This window comes from Roseibium algicola (assembly GCF_001999245.1).
GTDB classification, from domain to species: domain Bacteria; phylum Pseudomonadota; class Alphaproteobacteria; order Rhizobiales; family Stappiaceae; genus Roseibium; species Roseibium algicola.
Genome location: NZ_CP019630.1, coordinates 4,607,100 through 4,627,701 on the forward strand (window position 1 = coordinate 4,607,100; position 20,602 = coordinate 4,627,701).

The 20,602-nt window shown below is 59.8% G+C and carries 19 protein-coding genes and 1 other RNA gene; 11 read left to right on the forward strand and 9 right to left on the reverse strand.

Annotated elements, in window-relative coordinates; all coding sequences use genetic code 11:
- The first annotated feature begins 85 nt into the window (after positions 1-85).
- On the forward strand, positions 86-3,934 hold the full coding sequence (locus B0E33_RS21270; RefSeq protein WP_077292359.1) for an AsmA family protein: 3,849 nt from the start codon (positions 86-88) through the stop codon (positions 3,932-3,934).
- A gap of 246 nt (positions 3,935-4,180) precedes the next feature.
- On the opposite strand, the gene B0E33_RS21275 is transcribed toward B0E33_RS21270, so the two are convergent.
- The 4 genes from B0E33_RS21275 to ssrA all read right to left on the reverse strand — a co-directional run bounded on the left by B0E33_RS21275 (position 4,181) and on the right by ssrA (position 5,836).
- On the reverse strand, positions 4,181-4,414 hold the full coding sequence (locus tag B0E33_RS21275) for a ribbon-helix-helix domain-containing protein (RefSeq protein WP_023000517.1): 234 nt from the start codon (positions 4,412-4,414) through the stop codon (positions 4,181-4,183).
- 6 nt (positions 4,415-4,420) lie between these two features.
- Complete coding sequence (locus B0E33_RS21280; RefSeq protein ID WP_077292360.1) at positions 4,421-4,699, reverse strand: DUF4169 family protein; 279 nt, start codon at positions 4,697-4,699, stop codon at positions 4,421-4,423.
- 17 nt (positions 4,700-4,716) lie between these two features.
- Positions 4,717-5,292, reverse strand: coding sequence for an SspB family protein (locus B0E33_RS21285; protein WP_023000519.1), 576 nt, complete (start codon positions 5,290-5,292; stop codon positions 4,717-4,719).
- Between the two features lie 174 nt (positions 5,293-5,466).
- Positions 5,467-5,836: a transfer-messenger RNA gene (ssrA, locus tag B0E33_RS21290) on the reverse strand.
- A 155-nt stretch (positions 5,837-5,991) separates the two neighbouring features.
- Here ssrA and B0E33_RS21295 point away from each other — a divergent pair.
- Complete coding sequence (locus tag B0E33_RS21295) at positions 5,992-6,786, forward strand: thymidylate synthase (protein WP_062488153.1); 795 nt, start codon at positions 5,992-5,994, stop codon at positions 6,784-6,786.
- A 12-nt stretch (positions 6,787-6,798) separates the two neighbouring features.
- On the opposite strand, the gene B0E33_RS21300 is transcribed toward B0E33_RS21295, so the two are convergent.
- Positions 6,799-8,133, reverse strand: coding sequence for a multicopper oxidase family protein (locus B0E33_RS21300; protein WP_077293515.1), 1,335 nt, complete (start codon positions 8,131-8,133; stop codon positions 6,799-6,801).
- A gap of 213 nt (positions 8,134-8,346) precedes the next feature.
- Here B0E33_RS21300 and B0E33_RS21305 point away from each other — a divergent pair, with 213 nt between their 5' ends.
- Positions 8,347-9,417: a serine hydrolase domain-containing protein gene (locus tag B0E33_RS21305; RefSeq protein WP_077292361.1), complete on the forward strand. Its 1,071-nt coding sequence runs from the start codon at positions 8,347-8,349 to the stop codon at positions 9,415-9,417.
- A 221-nt stretch (positions 9,418-9,638) separates the two neighbouring features.
- On the opposite strand, the gene B0E33_RS21310 is transcribed toward B0E33_RS21305, so the two are convergent.
- The 3 genes from B0E33_RS21310 to B0E33_RS21320 all read right to left on the reverse strand — a co-directional run bounded on the left by B0E33_RS21310 (position 9,639) and on the right by B0E33_RS21320 (position 12,159).
- The gene (locus tag B0E33_RS21310) at positions 9,639-10,997 is read right to left on the reverse strand and encodes a GH1 family beta-glucosidase (protein WP_077292362.1); all 1,359 of its coding nucleotides are present in this window, start codon (positions 10,995-10,997) and stop codon (positions 9,639-9,641) included.
- Positions 10,998-11,104: 107 nt separating this feature from the next.
- A complete protein-coding gene (locus B0E33_RS21315) occupies positions 11,105-11,788 on the reverse strand; it encodes a DUF2461 domain-containing protein (RefSeq protein WP_077292363.1) in 684 nt (227 codons plus the stop codon).
- Complete coding sequence (locus B0E33_RS21320) at positions 11,785-12,159, reverse strand: TfoX/Sxy family protein (RefSeq protein WP_077292364.1); 375 nt, start codon at positions 12,157-12,159, stop codon at positions 11,785-11,787. Before B0E33_RS21320 ends, B0E33_RS21315 begins: the two co-directional genes overlap by 4 nt.
- A gap of 150 nt (positions 12,160-12,309) precedes the next feature.
- Between B0E33_RS21320 and B0E33_RS21325 the strand changes: the two genes are divergently transcribed.
- From B0E33_RS21325 to B0E33_RS21350, 6 genes are all read left to right on the forward strand, one after another.
- Positions 12,310-12,828, forward strand: coding sequence for a dihydrofolate reductase (locus tag B0E33_RS21325; protein ID WP_077292365.1), 519 nt, complete (start codon positions 12,310-12,312; stop codon positions 12,826-12,828).
- A 21-nt stretch (positions 12,829-12,849) separates the two neighbouring features.
- On the forward strand, positions 12,850-13,323 hold the full coding sequence (locus B0E33_RS21330) for a GNAT family N-acetyltransferase (protein WP_023000527.1): 474 nt from the start codon (positions 12,850-12,852) through the stop codon (positions 13,321-13,323).
- Between the two features lie 232 nt (positions 13,324-13,555).
- Positions 13,556-14,749 (forward strand): FtsH protease activity modulator HflK, encoded by a 1,194-nt coding sequence (gene hflK, locus B0E33_RS21335; protein WP_023000528.1) that lies wholly within the window; start codon positions 13,556-13,558, stop codon positions 14,747-14,749.
- Positions 14,750-14,751: 2 nt separating this feature from the next.
- On the forward strand, positions 14,752-15,687 hold the full coding sequence (gene hflC, locus B0E33_RS21340) for a protease modulator HflC (RefSeq protein WP_023000529.1): 936 nt from the start codon (positions 14,752-14,754) through the stop codon (positions 15,685-15,687).
- Positions 15,684-15,869 carry a DUF2065 domain-containing protein gene (locus B0E33_RS21345; RefSeq protein WP_023000530.1) on the forward strand — a complete coding sequence of 62 codons (186 nt, stop codon included), beginning with the start codon at positions 15,684-15,686 and terminating at the stop codon, positions 15,867-15,869. The genes hflC and B0E33_RS21345 overlap by 4 nt, the downstream gene beginning before the upstream one ends.
- Positions 15,870-16,000: 131 nt before the next feature.
- Complete coding sequence (locus B0E33_RS21350) at positions 16,001-17,488, forward strand: DegQ family serine endoprotease (RefSeq protein WP_031269138.1); 1,488 nt, start codon at positions 16,001-16,003, stop codon at positions 17,486-17,488.
- 463 nt (positions 17,489-17,951) lie between these two features.
- Here the strand turns inward: B0E33_RS21350 and serB are convergent, their stop codons facing one another.
- Positions 17,952-18,842: a phosphoserine phosphatase SerB gene (gene serB, locus B0E33_RS21355; protein WP_077292366.1), complete on the reverse strand. Its 891-nt coding sequence runs from the start codon at positions 18,840-18,842 to the stop codon at positions 17,952-17,954.
- On the opposite strand from serB, the gene miaA reads away from it, so the two are divergent.
- Together miaA and B0E33_RS21365 are read left to right on the forward strand one after the other, a co-directional pair.
- Positions 18,826-19,794 carry a tRNA (adenosine(37)-N6)-dimethylallyltransferase MiaA gene (gene miaA / locus B0E33_RS21360; protein WP_322853548.1) on the forward strand — a complete coding sequence of 323 codons (969 nt, stop codon included), beginning with the start codon at positions 18,826-18,828 and terminating at the stop codon, positions 19,792-19,794. The genes serB and miaA overlap by 17 nt on opposite strands.
- Before the next feature lie 210 nt (positions 19,795-20,004).
- Positions 20,005-20,544, forward strand: a complete 540-nt coding sequence (locus B0E33_RS21365) for a GNAT family N-acetyltransferase (RefSeq protein ID WP_208997678.1) — start codon at positions 20,005-20,007, stop codon at positions 20,542-20,544.
- The last annotated feature ends 58 nt before the right edge of the window (positions 20,545-20,602 follow it).

Consider the following 20,602-nt stretch of genomic DNA (forward strand, 5'->3'; position numbering starts at 1 on the left):
GCACGGATCGGCTACATCTATCCGGTACGATATCCGGTGACTTTGGAGAACAAGGAGACAAGGCCTGAACTCCGTCTACATCACGTTGGGTGTAACAGTCATTCTGGTGCTGGTGGCAGCGCTGGTCGGGCCGTTCTTTATCGACTGGACCGTCTATCGGTCGACTTTCGAAAGCTATGCGGAGCGCGCGCTCGGGCACAGGGTGACTGTGCTGGGGGAGGCGGACCTGCGGCTTCTGCCTGCGCCCTCCATCAGTTTTTCCGACGTGCGTGTCGGTGGTGCCGAAGATCCGCTGCTGGTGGTGTCGCGCTTCGACATGCGCATCGAGCTTCCGTCGCTGCTGAAGGGCGAGATTCGGGTTCTCGACATGGAACTCGATCGTCCGCACCTGTCACTTTCACTTGATGAGGCTGGTCGACTGGACTGGCTGACGGCCATGACGTCGAGCGGCGCCATTGCCAAACTGGCACCGGATGACCTGTCCTTCGAAAAGGTGACGATCCGTGACGGCGCATTGACGATCGTCGATGCGCGGTCCGGCGAAATCAACCGGATTGATGACGGAAATCTGGTCGTGTCCGCACGCTCGCTAGAAGGCCCGTTCCGGGGCGCCGGCAGTCTCACGCTGAATGGTGCGCCCTATACGGTCAGTCTTGCGACGGGTCGCGCACAGGAAAACGCGGGACTGCGCGTCAAAGGCGAAGTCACGCCCACCGACAGGCCGGTGAACTTTGCTTTCGACGGTCAGCTTCAGGTGGCCGACGCCGCGCCCGAATTCGACGGCCGCTTCACCATCGCCTCTGTTGCGCTGGAAGAAAACGATCCGAATATCTGGCAGGCGGAAGGGCAGTTCACTGCCGATATCGCCGAGGTGGCGGTTCCTGAGTTCGAGTTCCGCTATGGTCCCGAAGACCGGCGCCTGAGCATGACCGGCAATGCGGATCTGATCTATGCCGGCGAAAAGCGTTTTGAAATCCGTGCGAAGTCGAAGCAGGTCGATCTGGACAGGTTGCTGGGCGGTGGACCGCAATCCCCCGTCGACATCAACGAGGCGGCGACACGGCTAATTGCTGCCCTGCGCGTCGTGCCGCTGCCGTCCATCGACGGTGCTGTATCCATGGATGTTCCGGCGCTGGTGGCCGGTGGCGGCATCATCCAGAATGTTCGCCTGGATCTTGAAACCATGCTGGGTGGCTGGCGCGTCGCGCGCCTTGCCGGACGCCTGCCGGGCCGCACGACGGTTGCCACCCAGGGCGACCTCGGCCTGGAGCCGTCTTTGACCTATCGCGGTGCGGTGTCTATCAGCTCGGACCAGCCGGGGTCGCTTCTCAGCTGGTGGCGGCAGAAGGAAGCCGGCGTCGGTACTATCGAACCAGTTTCCCTGGAAGGACGATTGAACCTGGTGCCCGAAGGAGCGGCGCTGGACAATCTGCGTCTGACCATTGCCGGTTCCGAAGCCCGCGGCGGCCTGGCTTACCGCATTCCACGCAGCGGCAATTCGGAATTCTCGCTCTCTCTGGAAGCTGACCGGCTCGATCTGGACCAGATCGAAAACCTGGCTGCGCTGCTTCACCCTCAGGCTGTCGAAGCGGGAGAACCGGCAGATCCCAAAGGCCTCGATGTTTCCTTGCGCCTTCGTGCCAAACAGGTGGTGGCACGCGGCGTCGAGGGCGAAGGTCTGGCGCTGGAGGCAGAGTATTCGGACGGCGGCGTCAGGATCGACAGGCTGTTTGCAAATGACCTTGCAGGCGCCCGGCTCGATGTCTCCGGCGATATCCGCAATCTCTTTTCAGCACCTGAGGGAGCTGTGTCCGGAACGCTTGACGCCCGGGACCTGTCCGGTCTTGTTGCGCTGGCAGGCGGGTTGTTTCCCGAAACAGTCTTTGTTGAACGGCTGGAGCGCGCAGCCGCAAGTCTGGTGCCTGCCAAGTTCGATGCCGAGTTGAAGGCGGCTGCGGTTGGCGAAGCAACGGACATGACACTGCGCCTGGATGGGAGCGCGGGCGGCGCCGACGCTGCGATCAATGCAGAGCTCAAGGGCCGTGTCGACCAGTGGCACGATGCCGAAGTTGCCGTCGGTGTGGAACTGAAGGGCCCGGATGGCGGCCGGCTTCTGCAGCAGCTCGGGTTTGATGTCATTCCTCTGGAAGCTGCCGGAACAGGCCATCTGGCGCTGAATGTTTCCGGCATCCCGGCAAAGGGGCTGGCCACCGACCTTTCCACGGAGATCGGCGGATCCAGCGTTGAAGCCAACGGAACCTTGACCCTGAAAAAGGATGAGGCGCCGGAATACCTTGTTTCGGTGACCGCAGAGACAGCGGACCTTGGCCCGCTGGCGTTGATGGCCGGTCGGGTCCTGCCGGTCATGAGCGGCACGATCCCTGCAGCGCTTTCGGTCGATGTCGAAGGGATTGGCAGCTCTATGGCTGTCAGCAGGGCTGAAGGCTCGCTCGGAACGACGACGTTCGAAGGTCGTCTGGAAGGCGACCTTGAACCGGCGCCGGGCGAACGTAACAGACGTTTTTCCGGTGAGATAACGGTGTCCGAGGCCGATCTGCGCACAATGACGGAACTGGTCCTTGGTCCCGATCAGTGGTTCTCGGCTGGGGACGGTTCAAGCATCTGGCCGACAACCCCGTTCGGATCGCCGCTTCTGGATGGCCTCGACCTGACCATGCAGTTCAAGGCAGACAGAATGCTGCTGGACGAAGACACCGCCATTACCGGTCCGAGTGCCGAAATTCGCCTGTCTCCCAGCCTGTTCCGCCTCGATGGACTGCAGGGGGCCTTTGCCGGTGGTCAGCTTGACGGCAGCCTCTCGATTCGCCGGACCGAGGCGGAGGCCGCGGCTTCCGGCCGGGTGAAACTGGACAATGCCGATCTGAGGCAGGTGTCCTGGCGACCGGACAACAGGGCGGTCGCTTCCGGCACGCTCGATCTTTATCTGGAATTCGAAGGGGCGGGACGCTCGATCTCGGCAATCGTGTCAGGCCTCAACGGCGGCGGCACGTTCTCGATGGAAAACGGCGACTTCCGCGGTCTAAATCCGCAGGCCTTCCCGCTGGTGACACGCGCGGTGGATGCGGGACTGGATCTTCAGGAGAACAAGATCCGTGACGTTTTCGTCAGCCACATGGCGGCGGGAAGTCTTCCGTTCAAGCGCGTTGACGGCACGCTGACAATGGTGGGCGGACGACTGAGCGCCCGCAACGTTGTTGTCGATGCCGAAAAGGCGGAGATCTTCGGCAGTGCCGAAGTCAATCTCGCCAGTTACGATCTCGATGCGGATTTCTCGTTGAAAGTCGATCCGGGCGAGGACGCGGTCACCGGTGCTGAACCGCAGGTCGGGCTGTTGTTCGAGGGTGCGGTCGAGGCTCCGGAACGCCGCATCGACATCGCGCCGTTTACCGCCTATCTCACCCTGCGTGCCTTTGAGCGGGAGGTTGAACGCGTCGAGAAGCTTCAGGCGGAAATTCTGGAACGTGACCGGCTTGTGCGGGAACTGAAAAACCAGCGGGAAGGCGAAGCCCGCCGGGAACGTCAGGCAGCCCGGGCGGCCGAAGAGGAGCAGCTTCGTCTTGAGCAAGAGCAGTCCGGCGAAGACATTCAGCCTCAGCCGGATCCGGACAAGCAGGAAAATTCAGCCCTTCCGCAAAAGACCGACGATGCGCCGCGCAGGGAAACCCGCGCCGCGCCGCCGCCAGTGCCTGCGCCAGCCCCGGCACCGGCCCCGGCTGTTGCCGCGGCTCCCTTTGCAGAGCGCATTCGGGCCGTGTTGGAGACGCCGGACCTGGAAGACCTGACCGCAGCGCCAGATACTGCCCCGGTCACCAATCCTTCGAACAGCCTGCCCCCCCTGGACCCGCCGGTTTCCATTGAAGACCTTCTGACACGCGACGTCGGCTCGCCGCTGGTCCTGCCCGGCGCGCAGTGACAGGCTGGTACGACGGGCCTTCGCTCGTTGATATTGGGCAGGTGTTGCCTGAAGCCCATTGAACGGCGATCGGAAAAGAAGCCGCCAGTCCTTTTCACTCAAAGTTTCAGCAATCTCTACTCAGGATGAGGGAGATGTATGTTGCAGAGGCGGCAAGAGGGCTGAAGCTCAGAGGCAGTTCGGGCACTTCTAGCTGCGCTGTGGGCAGGCGAAAAGCAGGGGACTGGAAATCAGATTGTCAGCCGTTCATCCCTCCGAAATCAGACCAGCTTCCATTTGGACCCGTTTCAAGGCCCAGACCCTGACTGCCGAAGACAGCGGGTCTTCCGGGTCGCGGTTGTCGTCGATTTCGGCAATCAGTCCGGCGAGGGACTTGTTCGCGGCGTCGGCGTACGCGTCGACGACGTCCCAGAATTCCGGTTCCAGCGCCAGGCTGGTGCGGTGGCCATGAAGGGAAAGAGAGCGCTTTAACAGAGCCATTGGCGGTCAGCCGCGATCGCCGGAAGGGCCCGGTTCAGAAGGTTCGGCTTCGATTGTGTTCGCGTCTGTTGTTGCTTTGTCGGATGGTTCGGCATCCGGGCCGTCAGGCTTTTCCAGAAGATGCCCGTCGACATGGGCATCCAGCGTTTCCCGGCGTTGGCGGGCCGCCTCACGTTCGGCTTTGGACCGGCCATACTTGCGCCGGTTGTCCTCGGCCGTCTTTTCCTTGTCCTGACGGTTCTTCTGCTTGCGCACCATGCGCAGATTGATGATCTCCGCGCTCATGGGAAAGGCTCCCGATCTCAGGTCTTCTTGCGGAATGCATCCAGGGAAACGACTTCGCCACCACCGTCACTGCTTTCGGCAGCTTGCACGGCAGGTTTCGCCTTGGTGTCTGCAGTTGCAGCTTCCTTGTCGCCTGCGCCGTCGTCCTGTCTGGCTTCGTTGTCGGCATGTTCCTGCTCGGCCCTGGCAAGTTCTTCCACGGCTTCCAGCAGCTCTTCCGGCAGTTCTTCCGCCGTTTTGCCGGGATCGAACTCCAGCGCGAACTGTACGGACGGATCGAAGAAACCCTTGATGGCAGAAAAAGGCACCAGCAGCTTTTCCGGCACGCCGCCAAAGGACAGGCCAACCTCGAACGCATGTTCGCCGATGGCAAGATCCCAGAACTGGTGCTGCAGCACGATGGTCATTTCCTGCGGATAGCGCTCCTTGAGTCGCTGGGAAATGCGCACGCCAGGAGCATTGGTGTCGAACGCGATGTAGAAGTGATGGTCTCCGGGCAGCCCGGTACGACCGACTTCGGCAAGTATTTTCTTCACCGCTCCACGCAGCGCGTCCTGGATCAGAATATCGTATCGCAGAAGGTCTTCAGACATCGGTTTTCGTCGAATCTCGCTGGAAAAGTCCACTATCAGGAGCACATTGACGGGCCGAGATCAAAAAGAAAAGGCTCTTTTCCAAGTGAACCCAGATTAATGTGTGCAACCCGGCAATCATCGCTCATTGGTCATGCAACCTATGTAGGACGCTGCAAATACATGGGAAGATCAAGTGGAGGCTTCTGTTGCCAGGTGCCTCCGAACCCCGCCCGTGAGTGCTACCTCAAAGGACTTAGTGGACTACCGGCGCAGCGTTACGCTGCGACAGCGTTGTCCATAGCATAGTTGTCATTTGCAACTATTAAGAAAGCCCGATAACGGTGGTACAATGCCGAGCAAAAGCACAGTCTTTACGCCCTCGTCGATCCTATTTCGCCCCCGCCGAAACCCATGGAGTTTCCGTAGCTTAGCCCCATGGGCTTGGGTGGAGGCGCCGGGTACCGCCCCCGGGTCCGATAGGTTTATTGCACTGACCATTTATTGCCATAGCTGGCGAACCAGCAGCCCTGATATAAGGTCTTCGGTCTTGAATTGAAAGAGGCTTCTGGCAATCCGTGTCGTTTGCCGGCTTGGCTCCTGGCCATTCTTCCACAGTTCGCCCAAGTTGGGGAAAGTGCAGGGAAGGGGCTGTCTTTTCGGGAAAATCTGCCAAGTTAACCTCAAACTCCAGATCTCCTGACCGCGAAGGCTTCCGCCGTGCAGCAATATCTCGATCTCTTGTCAAAAATCCTGGACGAAGGCGTTGATCGGGGCGACAGGACCGGAACGGGCACGCGCTCGATCTTCGGCCACCAGATGCGCTTCGATCTCTCGCTAGGCTTTCCCTGTGTCACGACAAAGAAGCTGCACCTGAAGTCGATCATTCACGAGCTGCTGTGGTTCCTCGCTGGCGATACCAACATTCGGTATCTGAAAGAAAACGGGGTGAAGATCTGGGACGACTGGGCGGACGAGAACGGCAATCTCGGGCCGGTCTATGGCTACCAGTGGCGGTCATGGCCGGCGCCGGACGGCAGGTCCATCGACCAGATCGCCAATCTGCTGAAGATGATCCGGACCAACCCGGAAAGCCGGCGGCTGATCGTCTCGGCGTGGAACCCGGCTCTGGTCGACGAGATGGCGCTGCCGCCGTGCCATTCGCTGTTCCAGTTCTACGTGGCTGACGGCAAGCTTTCCTGCCAGCTTTACCAGCGGTCGGCGGATGTCTTCCTGGGCGTGCCTTTCAACATCGCCTCCTATGCGCTGCTGACCATGATGGTGGCCCAGGTGACCGGCCTGAAGCCCGGCGACTTTGTGCACACGTTCGGTGATGCGCATCTTTATGCCAACCACTTCGACCAGGCCCGTGAGCAGCTCACACGTTCGCCGCGGCCCTTGCCGGAAATGAAGATCAATCCGGATGTCACGGATCTCTTTGCGTTCAAGTTCGAAGACTTCGAACTGACCGGCTACGATCCGCTCCCGCACATTGCCGCACCGATCGCGGTCTAGCCACCGGCTGTTTCAGCTCACTTCGAACCAGGTCATCATGCCCGATGCCGCATGACCGAGCATGTGGCAATGGATCAGCCATTTCCCGGGATTGTCCGCAACAAAGGCGATCTTGACGGTCTCGCGCGGCTGGCTTGTGAAGGTGTCGCGCCAGTCGGGGTTCTCCAGTTTCGTGCCATTGCGCTCGATGACGCGGAAATGATGGCCATGCAGGTGGATCGCATGCGGGAAAGCCGTGTCGTTCCGGCTTTCCAGAACGATCGTGTCGCCGCGCTTGGCGGAAAACATCGGATCATCTTCCATACCGGCCACACCGTTGAAAGCCCAGAAGAGTCCCTCGGACATCATCTGGCGCATGTCCATCTCGACGCCGTGTCTCATCATCGACTGCATGCCGCCCATGGCTCCACCCGCCATCACTAATGGCAGTTCCCAGGGAGAGCTCAGATCGGGTTCAGGCAACCGGTTCGGCGGTGGCAGCACGAGTGGCAGGTCTTCGCTTTCGGTTTCCGAGACGACGAAGTTGGCGAAGGTGAATGGCTTGCCGGTCATCATCTCGAATGGCAGCTTGCCGGTTTCCTGAGGTCGCAGCACCAGATCCATGCGCTGTGCCGGCGCCAGTTGCACAGTGCCCTCGATCTCCCGCGCGGTGTCAAAGGCCTGCCCATCGAGCCCGATTATCTTCGCACCAAACCGCGCCGGAGCCAGATCAAGGATACGCGCCGTGGAGGCGTTGATCAGGCGCAGCCGGTGCCAGCGGTCCTTCTTCAACGCAATGTCCGGCATCGAAGCGCCGTTGATGGTCAGCCAGTTGCCCAGACGTCCGGCATGGGCAAAGTCGTGCATGGCGCCGAAGCTTGCGGTTTCCAGGATACCGTTTTCGTCCAGACGCCAATCGTTGAGGATCAGCGTGATGTCACAATCGGGGTCGAAGGACTGCTCGTCGTCCTCGACTATCAATGCGCCCGCGAGGCCGCGCGGCACCTGGTTCCAGCTCATGTTGTGGGCGTGGTACCAGAAGGTGCCTGCGTCCGGCACGACAAAGTCGTAGTCGAAGCTTTCACCGGGGGCGACGGGGGGCTGGGTGAGGCCGGCAACACCATCCATGGCATTGTCGATGCGGATGCCGTGCCAATGGACCGAGGTGGGTTCGTCGAGGTTGTTGGTGAAGCGCACTCTGACGCGTTCGCCGCGCTTGACCCGTATCTGCGGACCGGGCAGCCGGTCGTTGTAGAGCCAGAGATCCGAGAGGCCGCCATCCTTGCCATAAAGTCGGGCCTGTCCCTTGACCGCCGCAAGGTCGAAGAAACCTTCTTCCGTTTTTGCCAGAGCAAATGCTGGTGACAAGGCGGTAAGACCTCCTGCCACCGATGCTTTCAAGAACGAACGCCGATCCACTCTCCCACCTTCCTGACGCAAGTTGCTTCTCCCTGTCACTATGGTGGTTCCAGTTGGTGGAAGGTCAAGCTCCTCGCACGGCAATAAACCTTTCAAATAACGCTCGCATTTGGCGATGAAACTGCCGACACTTCCTTCAGGTTTCACGCAAGGGAGCTCTCCATGAAGTCAACCGACGGTCTTTCGCTCTCACCCCACGCGGCGGCTGCCGAGCGTCGCAGGTTCGATACGTCCCTTGGCCGCAAGCTCTGCGCCGGTGCCGAGGCAGGTTTGTTGCCGCATCTTCATGTCGTGATTGCAGAACGCGGCGGTGAGACGGTTCTGGAAAGTTATGGCAAGGGAGAGGACGAAAACTGGGGCCGTCCGATCGGTGAGGTAACCTTCGGCCCCGAGACCCTCCACGACCTGCGTTCTATCACCAAATCCATCGTCAGCTTGCTCTATGGCATTGCACTGGAGCGGGGCGAGGTGCCGACGCTCGATACGCCGGTCCTGGAGCTTTTTCCCGAATATGCCGACCTTGCCGCGGATCCGAAACGCATGGAGCGGACCGTGGAGCACGCCTTGACCATGTCGCTCGGCATGGAGTGGGACGAGACCCGCCCCTATACCGATCCGGAAAACAGCGAAATCGCCATGGAAATGGCCCCGGACAGGTACCGTTACATTCTGGAGCGGCCGCTGGTGGGAGACCCCGGCACCCGATGGATCTACAGCGGCGGAGCCACCGCGCTGGTGGGCGAGATCCTGCAACGGGGAACGGGGCAGAAGCTGGCCGATTATGCAAGGGAACGCCTGTTTTCGCCACTTGGCATAAATCAGTTCGATTGGTCTATCGGCCGGGATGGGGCCTATTCGCCGGCGTCCGGGCTGAGGTTGGCTGCGCCGGATCTGCTCAAGATCGGACGTCTCGTTCTTGACAACGGTATCTGGCAGGGCCGGGAGATCGTTCCCGAAGCCTGGATCCGGGCTTCACTGCAGCCAATCATCGAAACCAGCGAAGGACCGGGATACGGCTATTTCTGGTTTTGCGGCCAGGTTCCTGTTCTGGCTCTTGGCGGCCCGACACCCTGGTTTGCCGGCTTTGGCAATGGTGGCCAGCGGCTCTGGCTGTGCCCCAAGGCCGATGTTGCGGCCGTCATCTATTCCGGCAATTACAACGACTGGTCCGCCTGGATCCCTCCGACCCGGGTCTGGAGCGAGATCATTCTGGCGAATTTACGGGAAGCGTAGCCTCGCCTTTGAACGCCTGATCCTGACACCAATACATCCTCATCCTGAGGAAGCGCGCAGCGCTGTCTCGAAGGATGGGCCCCACACGCTGAATATGCCGCCCATCCTTCGAGTCGCGAGCAGGCTCGCTCCTCAGGAGGAGGGGAGAGGAGGCTAGGTTAAGTTAAGCGTGCGTGCTGGTTCCACTGATCCGCAATATAGGACGAAAGCTCGAAGCGTTTTCACCCCTGCCGATGCGCTTCCAAGAAATCCCGGTACCACAGGGCACTGTTCTTCAGCGTACGGACCTGGGTGCCATAATCCACGTGAACAATGCCGAAGCGCATTCGGTAGCCCTCGGCCCACTCGAAATTGTCCATCAGGCTCCAGAGGAAATAGCCCTTCACCGGAACGCCTGCCTCGCGTGCATCGGCAATGGCACCGAAATGTTTTTCCAGATAGTCGATCCGGCGGTGGTCGTTGACGACACCGTCCTGCGGCTCGTCATTGTAACAGGCACCGTTTTCAGTGATGTAGCAGTCCGGAAGCGGGTAACGGGTGTCGAGATCCTTCAGGAGATCCGACAGGCCCTTTTCATAGACTTCCCAGCCGATATCGGTCAGCTCCGGCCCTGGAGTTGGGGGAACCGTCTCGGCCATCGGATAGACCGCGCTGGCATTGGTGTCTGCTTTCACGCGTAGCGGCGTGTAGTAGTTCAGCCCCCACCAGTCGAGAGGCTGGTGAATGGTTTCAAGGTCACCGTCGCGAATGTCCATGTGGTCGCCAAAGGCGCTGAGCACATCCGCCGGATAGCTGCCCTCGAACATCGGTTCGAAGAAAATGCCGTTGTTGAACTGGAAGGCCCGGTCTGCCGCTTGCCTGTCCTGTGGCGTGTCGCTGACCGGATAGACGGAATGGGCGTTGATGACGATGCCCATCGGCAAGTCTGGCTTTACGGACCGGGCAGCCTGAACGCCCAGGCCATGTGCCAGGTTCAGTGTGTGCACACTGGCTGCAAATGCCTCGATGCTTTTTTCTCCTGGAGCATGGATGCCGTAGAGATGGCTGAGATGACAGATGCACCAGGGTTCGTTGATGGTCGCCAGTGCGTCCATCCGGTCGCCGAGCCGTTTGACGACAATCTCCGCATAGTCCGCAAACGTTTCTGCCGTGCTGCGGGCTGTCCAGCCGCCGTCGCCCGCCAGGGTCAGCGGCAGATCCCAGTGGTACAGCGTCGGATAGACCTTCAGACCACGGGCAACCATGCCATCGATCAGCCGGTCGTAGAAGTCGAGACCCTTCTCGTTCACCGGGCCTCGGCCATCGGGAAGAATGCGCGGCCAGGCGATGGAAAATCGGTAGGCGTCGACGCCGAGTGACTTGATCAGATCCAGATCGCTTTCCCAAAGATGATAGTGGTCGCAAGCCATATCTCCGGAATGCCTCTGGTAAACGCGACCGGGCATCTTCGAAAAGGCATCCCAGATGCTGGGTTTGCGGCCATCTTCGCTGGTTGCTCCCTCGATCTGATAGGCCGCGGTTGCAACACCGAACAGAAAATCGCCGGGAAAACGGAGCGCAAGGTCTTTGGGAAGTGCCATGGAAACTCATCTAGAGTGGAAACGCGAATGCGATGGTCATAGTTTCCAAAGCGCTTTGGATCAAGTGATTTCGTCTTGCGTTCTGGGTATTCTCCGCAGCCAATGTGTCAGGTCAGGTGCGCGTGAAGCGTCATCAGCCAGCGCCAGAAGGGGAGTGCTGGTTCAAAGAGCCTTGCAATCGCTTCGTGGCCGTTTGCCCCCTGAAGCGACCCGATGTCGCTGACGTCTCGCCAAACGGCGAGGCCCTTGTGCCGGGCGAGACCACTGCGCGGGTGGCCTGCGGGAAAGCCGCGAGGAACCTTGGCAAGATCTGGGGCGGACATTTCAAACCCGGCAGCCGTCATATGGGCGATCAGATCTCCGATGTCCTCGCCGTTGTCCGTCTCGAGTGTCTGGAGAAACGATCCGAGTACCGGTTTTGAAAACCGCATGCACCCTGCGCCGATGCGCACATGATCGGCTTCCACGGACAGGAAGAAGCTGGGCGGTTGCGCGTCCTTGCCCTGGAAAGCGGTGTCCTGCGGCCAGAAGGCCATGCGGACGTGGGTGTTGTAGGGTGTCTTGTCCCTGGTAAAGCGTAGGTCCCTGTTGATGCGAAATTGCTTCGAGGTGAGGTCGTGTCCGCAAAGCCGCGAGAGCGTTTCGGCAAGCCTGCCGCGAACCGCGTCGGCCGGATCCCTGACGAAGCGCTGGTAATCGGCCTTGTGCGCTTCAAACCAGTCCCTGGTGTTGTTGGCGGCAAGCTCTTCCAGAAAGCGGAAGGTTTCTGGCTGAAAACCGGAGCCGTTCATTTTGCCGTCTTTCCGGTTTTCGGCTTCTTGGGCCTGGCAGTCTTGGGCGGCAGTGCGCCGACATAGGATCTGGCCATATCGATCCAGCTCTTCAGGTCTTCGTCGCTTTCGATCCCTTCCGGCTCGACCCGGATAAAGCCGGGCATGGGCCGGCCCCCCATGTTGCAGACCGAGGCGAAGGGCCTTGTCATCGCCTTTTCCTGCTGTTCGGTTCCCACACGTGCCATCAGCCCGCGTTTGGAGGCGCAGACCAGCATGTTGCCGTCGATCATGAAACAGGTGGAGCCGAACATGCGCTTTTGCTCGACTTTTTCATCCGGGATCAACGCGCGGGTGCGTTCGATCAAGACGGTTTCCATCAGGTCGGACATTCCGAAAGTCTCCTGGTCGTGGTGGTCCAGTTTCAAGGACGTGCCAAGGGGCGCTTATCCGACAGCCTGGCAAGAAAAATGTCTGCGATTTTTCCTGGCTCACGTTTCCATGCTAGGAGGCGTTTGAGGAATTGAAAACCGGATTCGGAGATGGCTTTGCCGGAACTTGTCTTGATTGCCGCGGTGGCACGAAACGGGATTATCGGGTCCGATAACGACATGCCCTGGCGGTTGCCGTCGGATCTGAAGTATTTCAAGCGGCTGACGCTTGGAAAGCCGGTCATCATGGGGCGCAAGACGTTTCTGTCGTTCGGCGGCAAGCCCTTGCCGGGACGTCCGCATGTGATTGTTTCCAGGGATCCGGAATATGCGCCGGAAGGTGCGGAAGCTGCGACGTCCCTTGAAGAGGCGCTGCGACGGGGAGTGGAACTGGCAGCGGATCTTGGCGTCGACCAGGTCATGTGCATCGGCGGGGGGCAGCTTTACGCCCAGGCGATCGGTAAAGCCGACCGTCTCGAGATCACCGAAGTGGACGCGCAGCCGGCGGGAGACACCCGCTTTCCGGACATCGATCCGGCGGTGTGGCAGGAAGTCGGTCGGGAGCCGGGCCAGCGCACCGAACGCGACAGCGCAGATTTCACCTTCGTCTCCTACCGCCGCAAGGCTTGAATACCTATCGGATCCGTTGTCATGAGTTTACCCGCCAATCTAACGGCCAGATGGGCCACTTTCGATGAGCTAAGCCTCAACGACCTCTATGGAGTTCTCAAACTGCGCCAGGATATATTCATTCTGGAGCAGGCGTCTTTTTACGCCGACATCGACGGCAAGGACCAGACGGCGCTGCATTACCTCATCAAAGACGAGGAGGCCGGAGCGCTTCTGGGCGCAATCCGCCTGTTCACAGAACCGCAGCAGGGCCGTGCCCGCATCGGCAGGGTGGTCATTGCCAAGGCAGGCAGGGGGAGCGGGCTCGGGCGTCTCATGATGCAGGCCGGCATCGACAAGGCGGAGGCCCTGGTTCCCGGGTGTGAGATCCACGTTTCCGCACAGGCTTACCTGGAGGCTTTCTACGGCTCCCTGGGCTTTGCGACGGTGTCTGAAGAATACATCGAGGATGGTATTCTGCATGTCGACATGATCCGTTCCGCCAACGTGAACTGAGCCCGTCTTTTCGGGGCAAATTCCGGCGGGGTGCGGCCAAATGTTCCGTCGGTCTTGACAGTCTCTCCGTTTACCACCACCTGCGGCACGGGAACACGCGGGTTTTGGGAGGTTTTTACGTGGGGCTTTCCGTTGAAAGCATACGGTAACCTCCCTATAACCAACGGTGAGTCAGAACGGGTGAAAATCCCTGTCCGGGATAACGTGCCGGACGACAAAGAAGGAAGTTTTGATGCCTTGGAGCAATCAGTCAGGTGGCGGTGGCCCCTGGAAAGGTGGCGGAAACAACGGCGGCCCTTGGGGCAGCGGCGGTGGCGGCGGCGGTAACGGCAACGGCCCGTGGGGTGGAGGCTCCAACCGTGGAGGCGGAAACCCACCCGATCTTGAAGAGCTCCTGAAACGTACCCAAGACCGCATGCGCAACGTCCTTCCGGGCGGTGGCGGCGGCGGCCTGGGTTTCATCGGCGGCGGGATCGTGGTCGGCGTGGCGCTTATCGTCTGGCTGGCCTTCGGCTTCTATGTTGTCGATGAAGGCGAGGTCGGTGTCGAATTGGTACTCGGCAAGGTCGAGGATCAGACCCCTCCTGGCCTGAACTACAACTGGCCTTATCCGATCGGTGAAGTTTACACTCCGAAAGTCGAACTGCAGCGCGAAACCACTGTTGGCACAGAAGAAAACGTCAGCAGCTCCGGCGTTGTGCGCGCACGCGACGTTCAGGAAGAAAGCCTGATGCTGACCGGCGACGAAAACATCGTCGACGTCGGTTTCAAGGTCCTGTGGCGTATCCGGAATACCAACGAGGGTATTGCCGACTTCCTGTTCAATATCCAGGATCCGGAAGCGACCGTGAAAGCCGTGGCCGAAAGCGCGATGCGTGAGGTTGTTGGCGGATCGAAGATCGACTCCATCCTGACGGAAAATCGTGTTTCCATCCAGAACGACGTTGCCAGCCTGATGCAGAAGACACTCGACAGCTATCAGTCGGGTATCGAGATCGGCGAAGTCCAGATGCAGCGCGTTGACCCGCCTGCGCAGGTTATCGACGCCTTCCGCGACGTGCAGGCCGCACGCGCCGACGAAGAGCGCATCAGCAACGAGGCCAAGGCCTACGCCAACCGGGTGGTTCCGGAAGCGCGCGGTGAAGCAGCACGCGTTCTGGAAGCGGCAAACGCCTACAAGGACCAGACCATTGCCGAGGCAACCGGTCAGTCCCAGCGTTTCACCAAGATCTACGAAGAATACAGGAAAGCACCGGACGTGACCCGTGAGCGTCTGTATCTCGAAACCCTGGAAAAAGTTTTGGGCTCGAACAACAAGATCATCATCGACAGCGACTCGACAGGCTCCGGCGTGTTGCCGTACCTGCCGCTGAATGACCTGAACGGGCGTCAGACCGCCCCTGCACAGCGCGCGGGAGGCAACTGATCATGCGTAGTGGTATTCTTGCAATCGTCCTGCTGATCGCAGCGGTCGTCGCCTATCTCTCGGTCTTCATCGTCAATCCGACCCAGCAGGCGCTTGTCCTGCAGTTCGGTAAGATCGTCGAACAGCCGAAGAAGGAACCGGGTCTCTACTTCAAGATCCCGTTCGTTCAGAACGTCGTCTACTTCGACAAGCGCATCCTGAACCTGAACATGCCGCCGCTTGAGCCGATCACCTCGGACAAGAAGCGTCTGATCGTGGATGCCTTCGCGCGGTACCAGATCTCCAATCCGGTGTTGTTCTATCAGCGTGTCCAGAACATCCAGACCGCCAACCGGCGTCTGTCGACGTTCCTGCAGTCCTCGCTTCGTTCGGAAGTCGGCCGCACCAGCTTCGTGGCACTTGTTCGCGACGACCGTACCGGCGTGATGGAAAACATTCGCCGCGATATCGATGCCAATGCCGAACAGCTCGGCATCGAGGTGATCGACGTGAAGATCCGCCGTGCGGATCTGCCGGACGCCAACTCGCAGGCAATCTACGCCCGTATGCAGACCGAGCGTCAGCAGGAGGCCACGGAAATCCGTGCACAGGGTGAAGAAGCTGCCCGCAGGATCCGGTCCCGTGCGGATCGCGACGCGACCGTTCTTGTTGCTGAAGCACGCCGTGACTCGGAAATCATGCGTGGTACCGGTGACGCTGAAAGAAACAGGATCTTTGCCGAGGCATTCGGTGCCGATCCGGAGTTCTTCGCCTTCTACCGGTCCATGCAGGCCTATGAGGCAGGATTGCGGTCCGGCGATACCAGCCTGGTGCTGTCGCCTGATTCAAGCTTCTTCCGCTTCTTCAAGGACCCGACCGGTATCTTGCCGGCTCCGGGTGCCGATGGAAACGGTAGCCAGGGCGTATCCGACCGGAATCCGTCGCTCGCTGCACAATGAGCGAACTGGTAACGGCGCTCGGCCTGGTCCTGGTGCTTGAAGGTGTTCTCTACGCGCTTGTGCCCGGTGGCATGAAGTCCATCATGCGCAGCGCGCTGGAGACACCGGACCAGACCTTGCGGGCAACTGGCCTGATCGTGGCGGTTATCGGCGTATTTCTTGTGTGGATCATTCGCGGATAACGAAAAGTTTTCGGGCGGGAGGCGCAAAATCTTCCCGCCCGTTCTATATTCTGAACCAAGGACCGGAACAAACCCATCGACTGTCAGCATTCTGACTGCAGTCCAACCGGCTGGGATGAGGAGAAAGCCCTATGGCTCCACTAAGTATTCGCCGTCGGATGACCAGGATCGCCGCAGTCGCGGCGGGCATCGTAATCGGTGGAATGGCAGCTTTTCAGCCTATCCAGGCAGCATACGCACAAGGACCTGTGTCCGTCGCGGATCTGGCGGAAGGCCTCGCGGATGCAGTGGTGAATATTTCCACCGCTCAAACCGTGCAGGGCCGCCGTTCGGTGCCGATGCCGCAGGTTCCGGAAGGTTCGCCCTTCCAGGAGTTTTTTGAAGAATTCTTCAACCGGCAGAACCGGGACGACGACCAGCCGCGGCGGGTTCAGTCGCTGGGTTCGGGCTTCGTCATTGACGGGGAAGCCGGCATCATTATCACCAACAATCACGTTATCGAAGGCGCGGACGAAATCACCGCCAACTTCAACGACGGCACCAAGCTGAAGGCGACGCTCCTCGGCACCGACGAGAAAACCGACCTCGCAGTGCTGCAGGTGGAGCCGACCACGCCGCTGAAGGCCGTCAGTTTCGGCGATAGCGACGCCATTCGCGTCGGCGACTGGGTGATGGCGATCGGCAACCCGTTTGGTCTGGGCGGCACCGTGACCGTCGGTATCGTGTCCGCACGAAACCGCGACATCAACTCCGGTCCGTACGACAACTTCATCCAGACGGATGCCTCCATCAACCGGGGTAACTCGGGCGGACCGCTGTTCGACATGGAAGGCAACGTGATCGGCATCAACACGGCCATCATCTCGCCGTCCGGCGGCTCCATCGGCATCGGCTTTGCGATCCCGGCCAACACCGCCATGAACGTGATCGATCAGCTGCGCAAGTTCGGCGAAACCCGCCGCGGCTGGCTGGGTGTTCGCATTCAGGAAGTCACGGACGAGATTGCCGACAGCCTGGCAATGGACAAGGCCATGGGCGCGCTGGTTGCCGGTGTGACCGACGATGGTCCGGCGGCCAAGGCGAAAATCGAACCGGGTGACGTGATCATCAAGTTCGACGGCAAGGATGTCGACACGATGCGCGAACTTCCGCGCATGGTGGCGGAAACTGAAATCGGCAAGGAAGTCGAAGTCACGGTTCTGCGCAAGGGCGAGGAAGTCGCCATCAGTGTGATCCTCGAGCAGCTTGTTGAAACCGAGGTGACCGAAGCCAGCGCAACCGAGGAAGAAGAGCCTGCGGAAAAGCCGGTCGAAAAGAGCGAAGTGCTCGGCATGTCGCTTGCCGTTCTGGACGACGCCTTGCGCAAGCAGTTTTCCATCGATGAAGACGTCAGCGGTGTTGTGGTCACGGAAGTGAAGCCAGGCACCTCTGCGGAGGAAAAGCGCGTGATGGCTGGCGATGTCATCAAGGAAGTCGCTCAGGAAACGGTCGAGACGCCGGAAGACGTCATGGCCGAGATCGACAAGCTGAAAAAGGACAACCGCCGCTCGGCCCTGCTTCTGCTGGCCAATCCGACGGGTGATGTCCGCTTCGTTCCGGTGCGGATCGAAGACGAGTAATCCTTCCGGACTTCGGAAGCTGAATGCAGAAGGGCGCCGTGAGGCGCCCTTTTTTCTGCTTTCAATCTCCTGCACGCTCTTACTGAAGATGGCTGAAGGTCTGTCTGGAACGGGAAGGGTGGATGCTTTGGAGCAAGGGGCCCATCCTTCGAGACAGGCCCCCACGCTTCCTCAGGATGAGGTTGGTAGTGGGGCGGAGTTGGGGGCTTGGAGGATGTTGATGGCCTTGGCGAGTTGGATGTGCCGTGGGGCGAATTGACGGTTTGTGGCCTAACCACTTCGAAGAGTTTTGTGTTCGACATCCCCACACACTCTCCCTCATCCTGAGGAAGGCCGGAGGCCTGTCTCGAAGGATGGGCTGCATACTCCGTCGAAAGGTTCATTCCTTGAAAGACAAGAAGGACCGCCCGCGCGAGGCGAGGCTTCGAAACCGCTCAAATCAGGATTGCCGCAGGCCCGCGCCTTAACTCAGAACGAAATCGCTTTCCGCGTAGCCTTGCAGGTAGAGCAGGGCTGTGAGGTCGCCGTGGTCGATGCGGAAGTCGGCGGCGGCGGCGACTGCCGGTTTGGCCCTGTAAGCGACACCGGCTCCTGCGCGTTCGATCATGGCAAGGTCGTTTGCGCCATCTCCGACCGCAAGCGTATCTGCGAAATCAAGGCCGTGCTCCGCGACGAGATATTCCAGGCGGGTGCGCTTGGCTTCGCGTCCGAGAATCGGTTCTCCGACCTTGCCTGACAGTTTTCCGTCCACTTCCAGCAGCGTGTTGGCCTGGTTCTCGTCAAAACCGATCAGCGTCGCGACAGCAGATGTGAAATGGGTGAAGCCACCGGAAACAAGGGCGCAGTAAGCGCCGTTTGCCTTCATCGTCTGTACCAGCGTACGGCCGCCCGGCATCAGCTGGATCCGCTTGCTGAGCACCGTTTCAATGGCAGACACCGGCAATCCGGCGAGAAGGCCAACACGTTCGCGCAGGGCCGGTTCAAAATCGATCTCGCCGCGCATCGCCCGCTCGGTAATTTCCGATATGCGATCCTTGAGGCCAAGTTCAGCCGCCAGTTCGTCGATGCATTCCTGGCGGATCATGGTGGAATCCATGTCGGCGATCAGCAGGTGCTTGCGGCGGCCGGTTTCCTTCTGCACAAAGACGTCGACGGGGGCACGACCAATCACTTCGCGCAAGATACCGTCCGCGGCACTTGCATCCAGACCCTCAAAGCGGATATCCGCTGCGACACCTGCAGAAAGACGTGTCGAGGTTCCGGTAACGCCGAGTGCGTCGGATGCCTGCCGAACCAGATCCTCGTCGACTGCCGGCGCAGCAGGAGTGGACACCAAAGTGGCAACAAAAGACATGGACGGTTCCCTGGACGACGATGACGGCACGCCCGCAACTGCCAGGCGCGCCATTCTGATAGCCGGGCCGACAGCCAGCGGCAAGTCCGCTTTGGCGTTGACGCTGGCCAAAAGGCTGAATGGTGTCATCGTGAATGCAGATTCCATGCAGCTTTACGAAGACTTGCAACTGGTGAGCGCACGCCCCAGCTCGGCAGAGGAAGCTGAAGCACCTCACAGGCTATACGGCGTGTTGCCTGCATCGACTGCCTTTTCGACCGGCGACTGGCTACGCCTGGCGGAACGGGAACTGCAAGATGCCTGGGGAAACGGCCAGATGCCTATCCTCGTCGGTGGCACCGGCCTCTACTTCAAGGGGTTGACGGAAGGCTTTGCGGAAATGCCTGGCATTCCGGAAGAGATCCGTGCCAGGGCGAGATCCATTGCCGACACGCAAGGTGTGGAAGGTTTGAGGCAGCACCTGATTGCCGAGGGAGATCCTGAGTCTGCCGAGGCGCTGGTTGATCCGCAACGTCTTGCCCGTGCACTGGAGGTTCTGCTGGCAACCGGCCGCCCTTTGAAGGCGTGGCAACAGCACGCCCAGTCTTCGCCTCTTCTCAAGCCGCAGGCGTGTCACCGGATCGTTCTGGCACCGCCGCGGCCCTGGCTGCATGATCGTATCGAGCAACGGGCAAGGTTGATGGTTTGCGAAGAAGGCTTCAATGAAGTGCGGGCCCTGCTTGAACAAGGCCTATCGGATAAGTTGCCAGCGATGAGGGCAATCGGCGTGCCGGAACTTGGCGCCTATCTTGCCGGAAAAGCCGATTATGCAGAATCCATCCACAGGCTGACTGTTGCAACGCGTCAATACGCAAAGCGTCAGGAAACCTGGTTTCGCAACCAGATGTCGGATTGGCAACGGGTTGATCCTTCAAACCTAATTGAGATGGAGGCCTTTCTCCGAACGGTTTGACGGCTCAGCGTCAACTTCTGATGTGTGCGGTGCAGCAGTGGTGTGAGCGTAACTCTTTGGTATTGCGAATATATTTTTGTCAAAATTGATCTTATACTTTTGTCTGCCATGGCAATGGCACAATTCAGGGTTACATGGCTAACATGCGTTCGGTGGCGGGATTCGCCGCCGCTTGTAAGGCCTGAAGAAATCCTAGACTGGGAGGTCACGGTGCAGACGATCATACTCGAATGCGGTTCAGTGCGGCTCGTCCCTTTCAAGCCAACCGATATTCATCTCGTCAAAGATCTTCACTCCGATCCTTACGGCAACCGATGTACAGAATATTCCACCAATTGCACCGTCGTTGATGCGGAAGAACTGGTGCGGTCTGCTCAGCAGAACCAGGACGACCTCGGGTTTGCCAAGTGGAAGGCGGTGTCTTCCGATGGGGCATTTCTGGGCTGGGCCGGGTTTACGCCTGTCAGCGAAACTTCCGAGATCAGTCTGAACTATTGCCTGCGTCTCGACGTGCTGGATCAGGACTCGGATCTGCCCAAACGCCTTTGTGCCGCCTTGTCAGACTGGTTCTTCGAAAACACCTATTTTTCCCATCTGGTCGCTGTGGTGCGCACCGACAACCGGACCATGCGAGAAGTGGTCAAGGGCAACGGTTTCTATCACCGCGAGAGCAAAGTGATCGAAGGCATGCAGGCGGACGTGTTTCAGCTCCTGAGCCCGTCTATGCAATCCTATCTCATGAGTGCTTAGGCATTTTCGAGGCTTACGGGACCTCGGGAAATGCGTCGGGACCGTGTCTGCCACGGTC

Coding starts and splice junctions, on each gene's coding strand:
- hflC (WP_023000529.1), top strand. CDS start 14,752: ATGCGTAGTGGTATTCTTGCAATCGTCCTGCTGATCGCAGCGGTCGTC.
- hflK (WP_023000528.1), top strand. CDS start 13,556: ATGCCTTGGAGCAATCAGTCAGGTGGCGGTGGCCCCTGGAAAGGTGGC.
- serB (WP_077292366.1), bottom strand. CDS start 18,842: ATGTCTTTTGTTGCCACTTTGGTGTCCACTCCTGCTGCGCCGGCAGTC.
- B0E33_RS21310 (WP_077292362.1), bottom strand. CDS start 10,997: ATGGCACTTCCCAAAGACCTTGCGCTCCGTTTTCCCGGCGATTTTCTG.
- B0E33_RS21275 (WP_023000517.1), bottom strand. CDS start 4,414: ATGGCTCTGTTAAAGCGCTCTCTTTCCCTTCATGGCCACCGCACCAGC.
- B0E33_RS21330 (WP_023000527.1), top strand. CDS start 12,850: ATGAGTTTACCCGCCAATCTAACGGCCAGATGGGCCACTTTCGATGAG.
- B0E33_RS21305 (WP_077292361.1), top strand. CDS start 8,347: ATGAAGTCAACCGACGGTCTTTCGCTCTCACCCCACGCGGCGGCTGCC.
- B0E33_RS21280 (WP_077292360.1), bottom strand. CDS start 4,699: ATGAGCGCGGAGATCATCAATCTGCGCATGGTGCGCAAGCAGAAGAAC.
- B0E33_RS21345 (WP_023000530.1), top strand. CDS start 15,684: ATGAGCGAACTGGTAACGGCGCTCGGCCTGGTCCTGGTGCTTGAAGGT.
- B0E33_RS21325 (WP_077292365.1), top strand. CDS start 12,310: ATGGCTTTGCCGGAACTTGTCTTGATTGCCGCGGTGGCACGAAACGGG.
- B0E33_RS21350 (WP_031269138.1), top strand. CDS start 16,001: ATGGCTCCACTAAGTATTCGCCGTCGGATGACCAGGATCGCCGCAGTC.
- B0E33_RS21315 (WP_077292363.1), bottom strand. CDS start 11,788: ATGAACGGCTCCGGTTTTCAGCCAGAAACCTTCCGCTTTCTGGAAGAG.
- B0E33_RS21285 (WP_023000519.1), bottom strand. CDS start 5,292: ATGTCTGAAGACCTTCTGCGATACGATATTCTGATCCAGGACGCGCTG.
- B0E33_RS21320 (WP_077292364.1), bottom strand. CDS start 12,159: ATGTCCGACCTGATGGAAACCGTCTTGATCGAACGCACCCGCGCGTTG.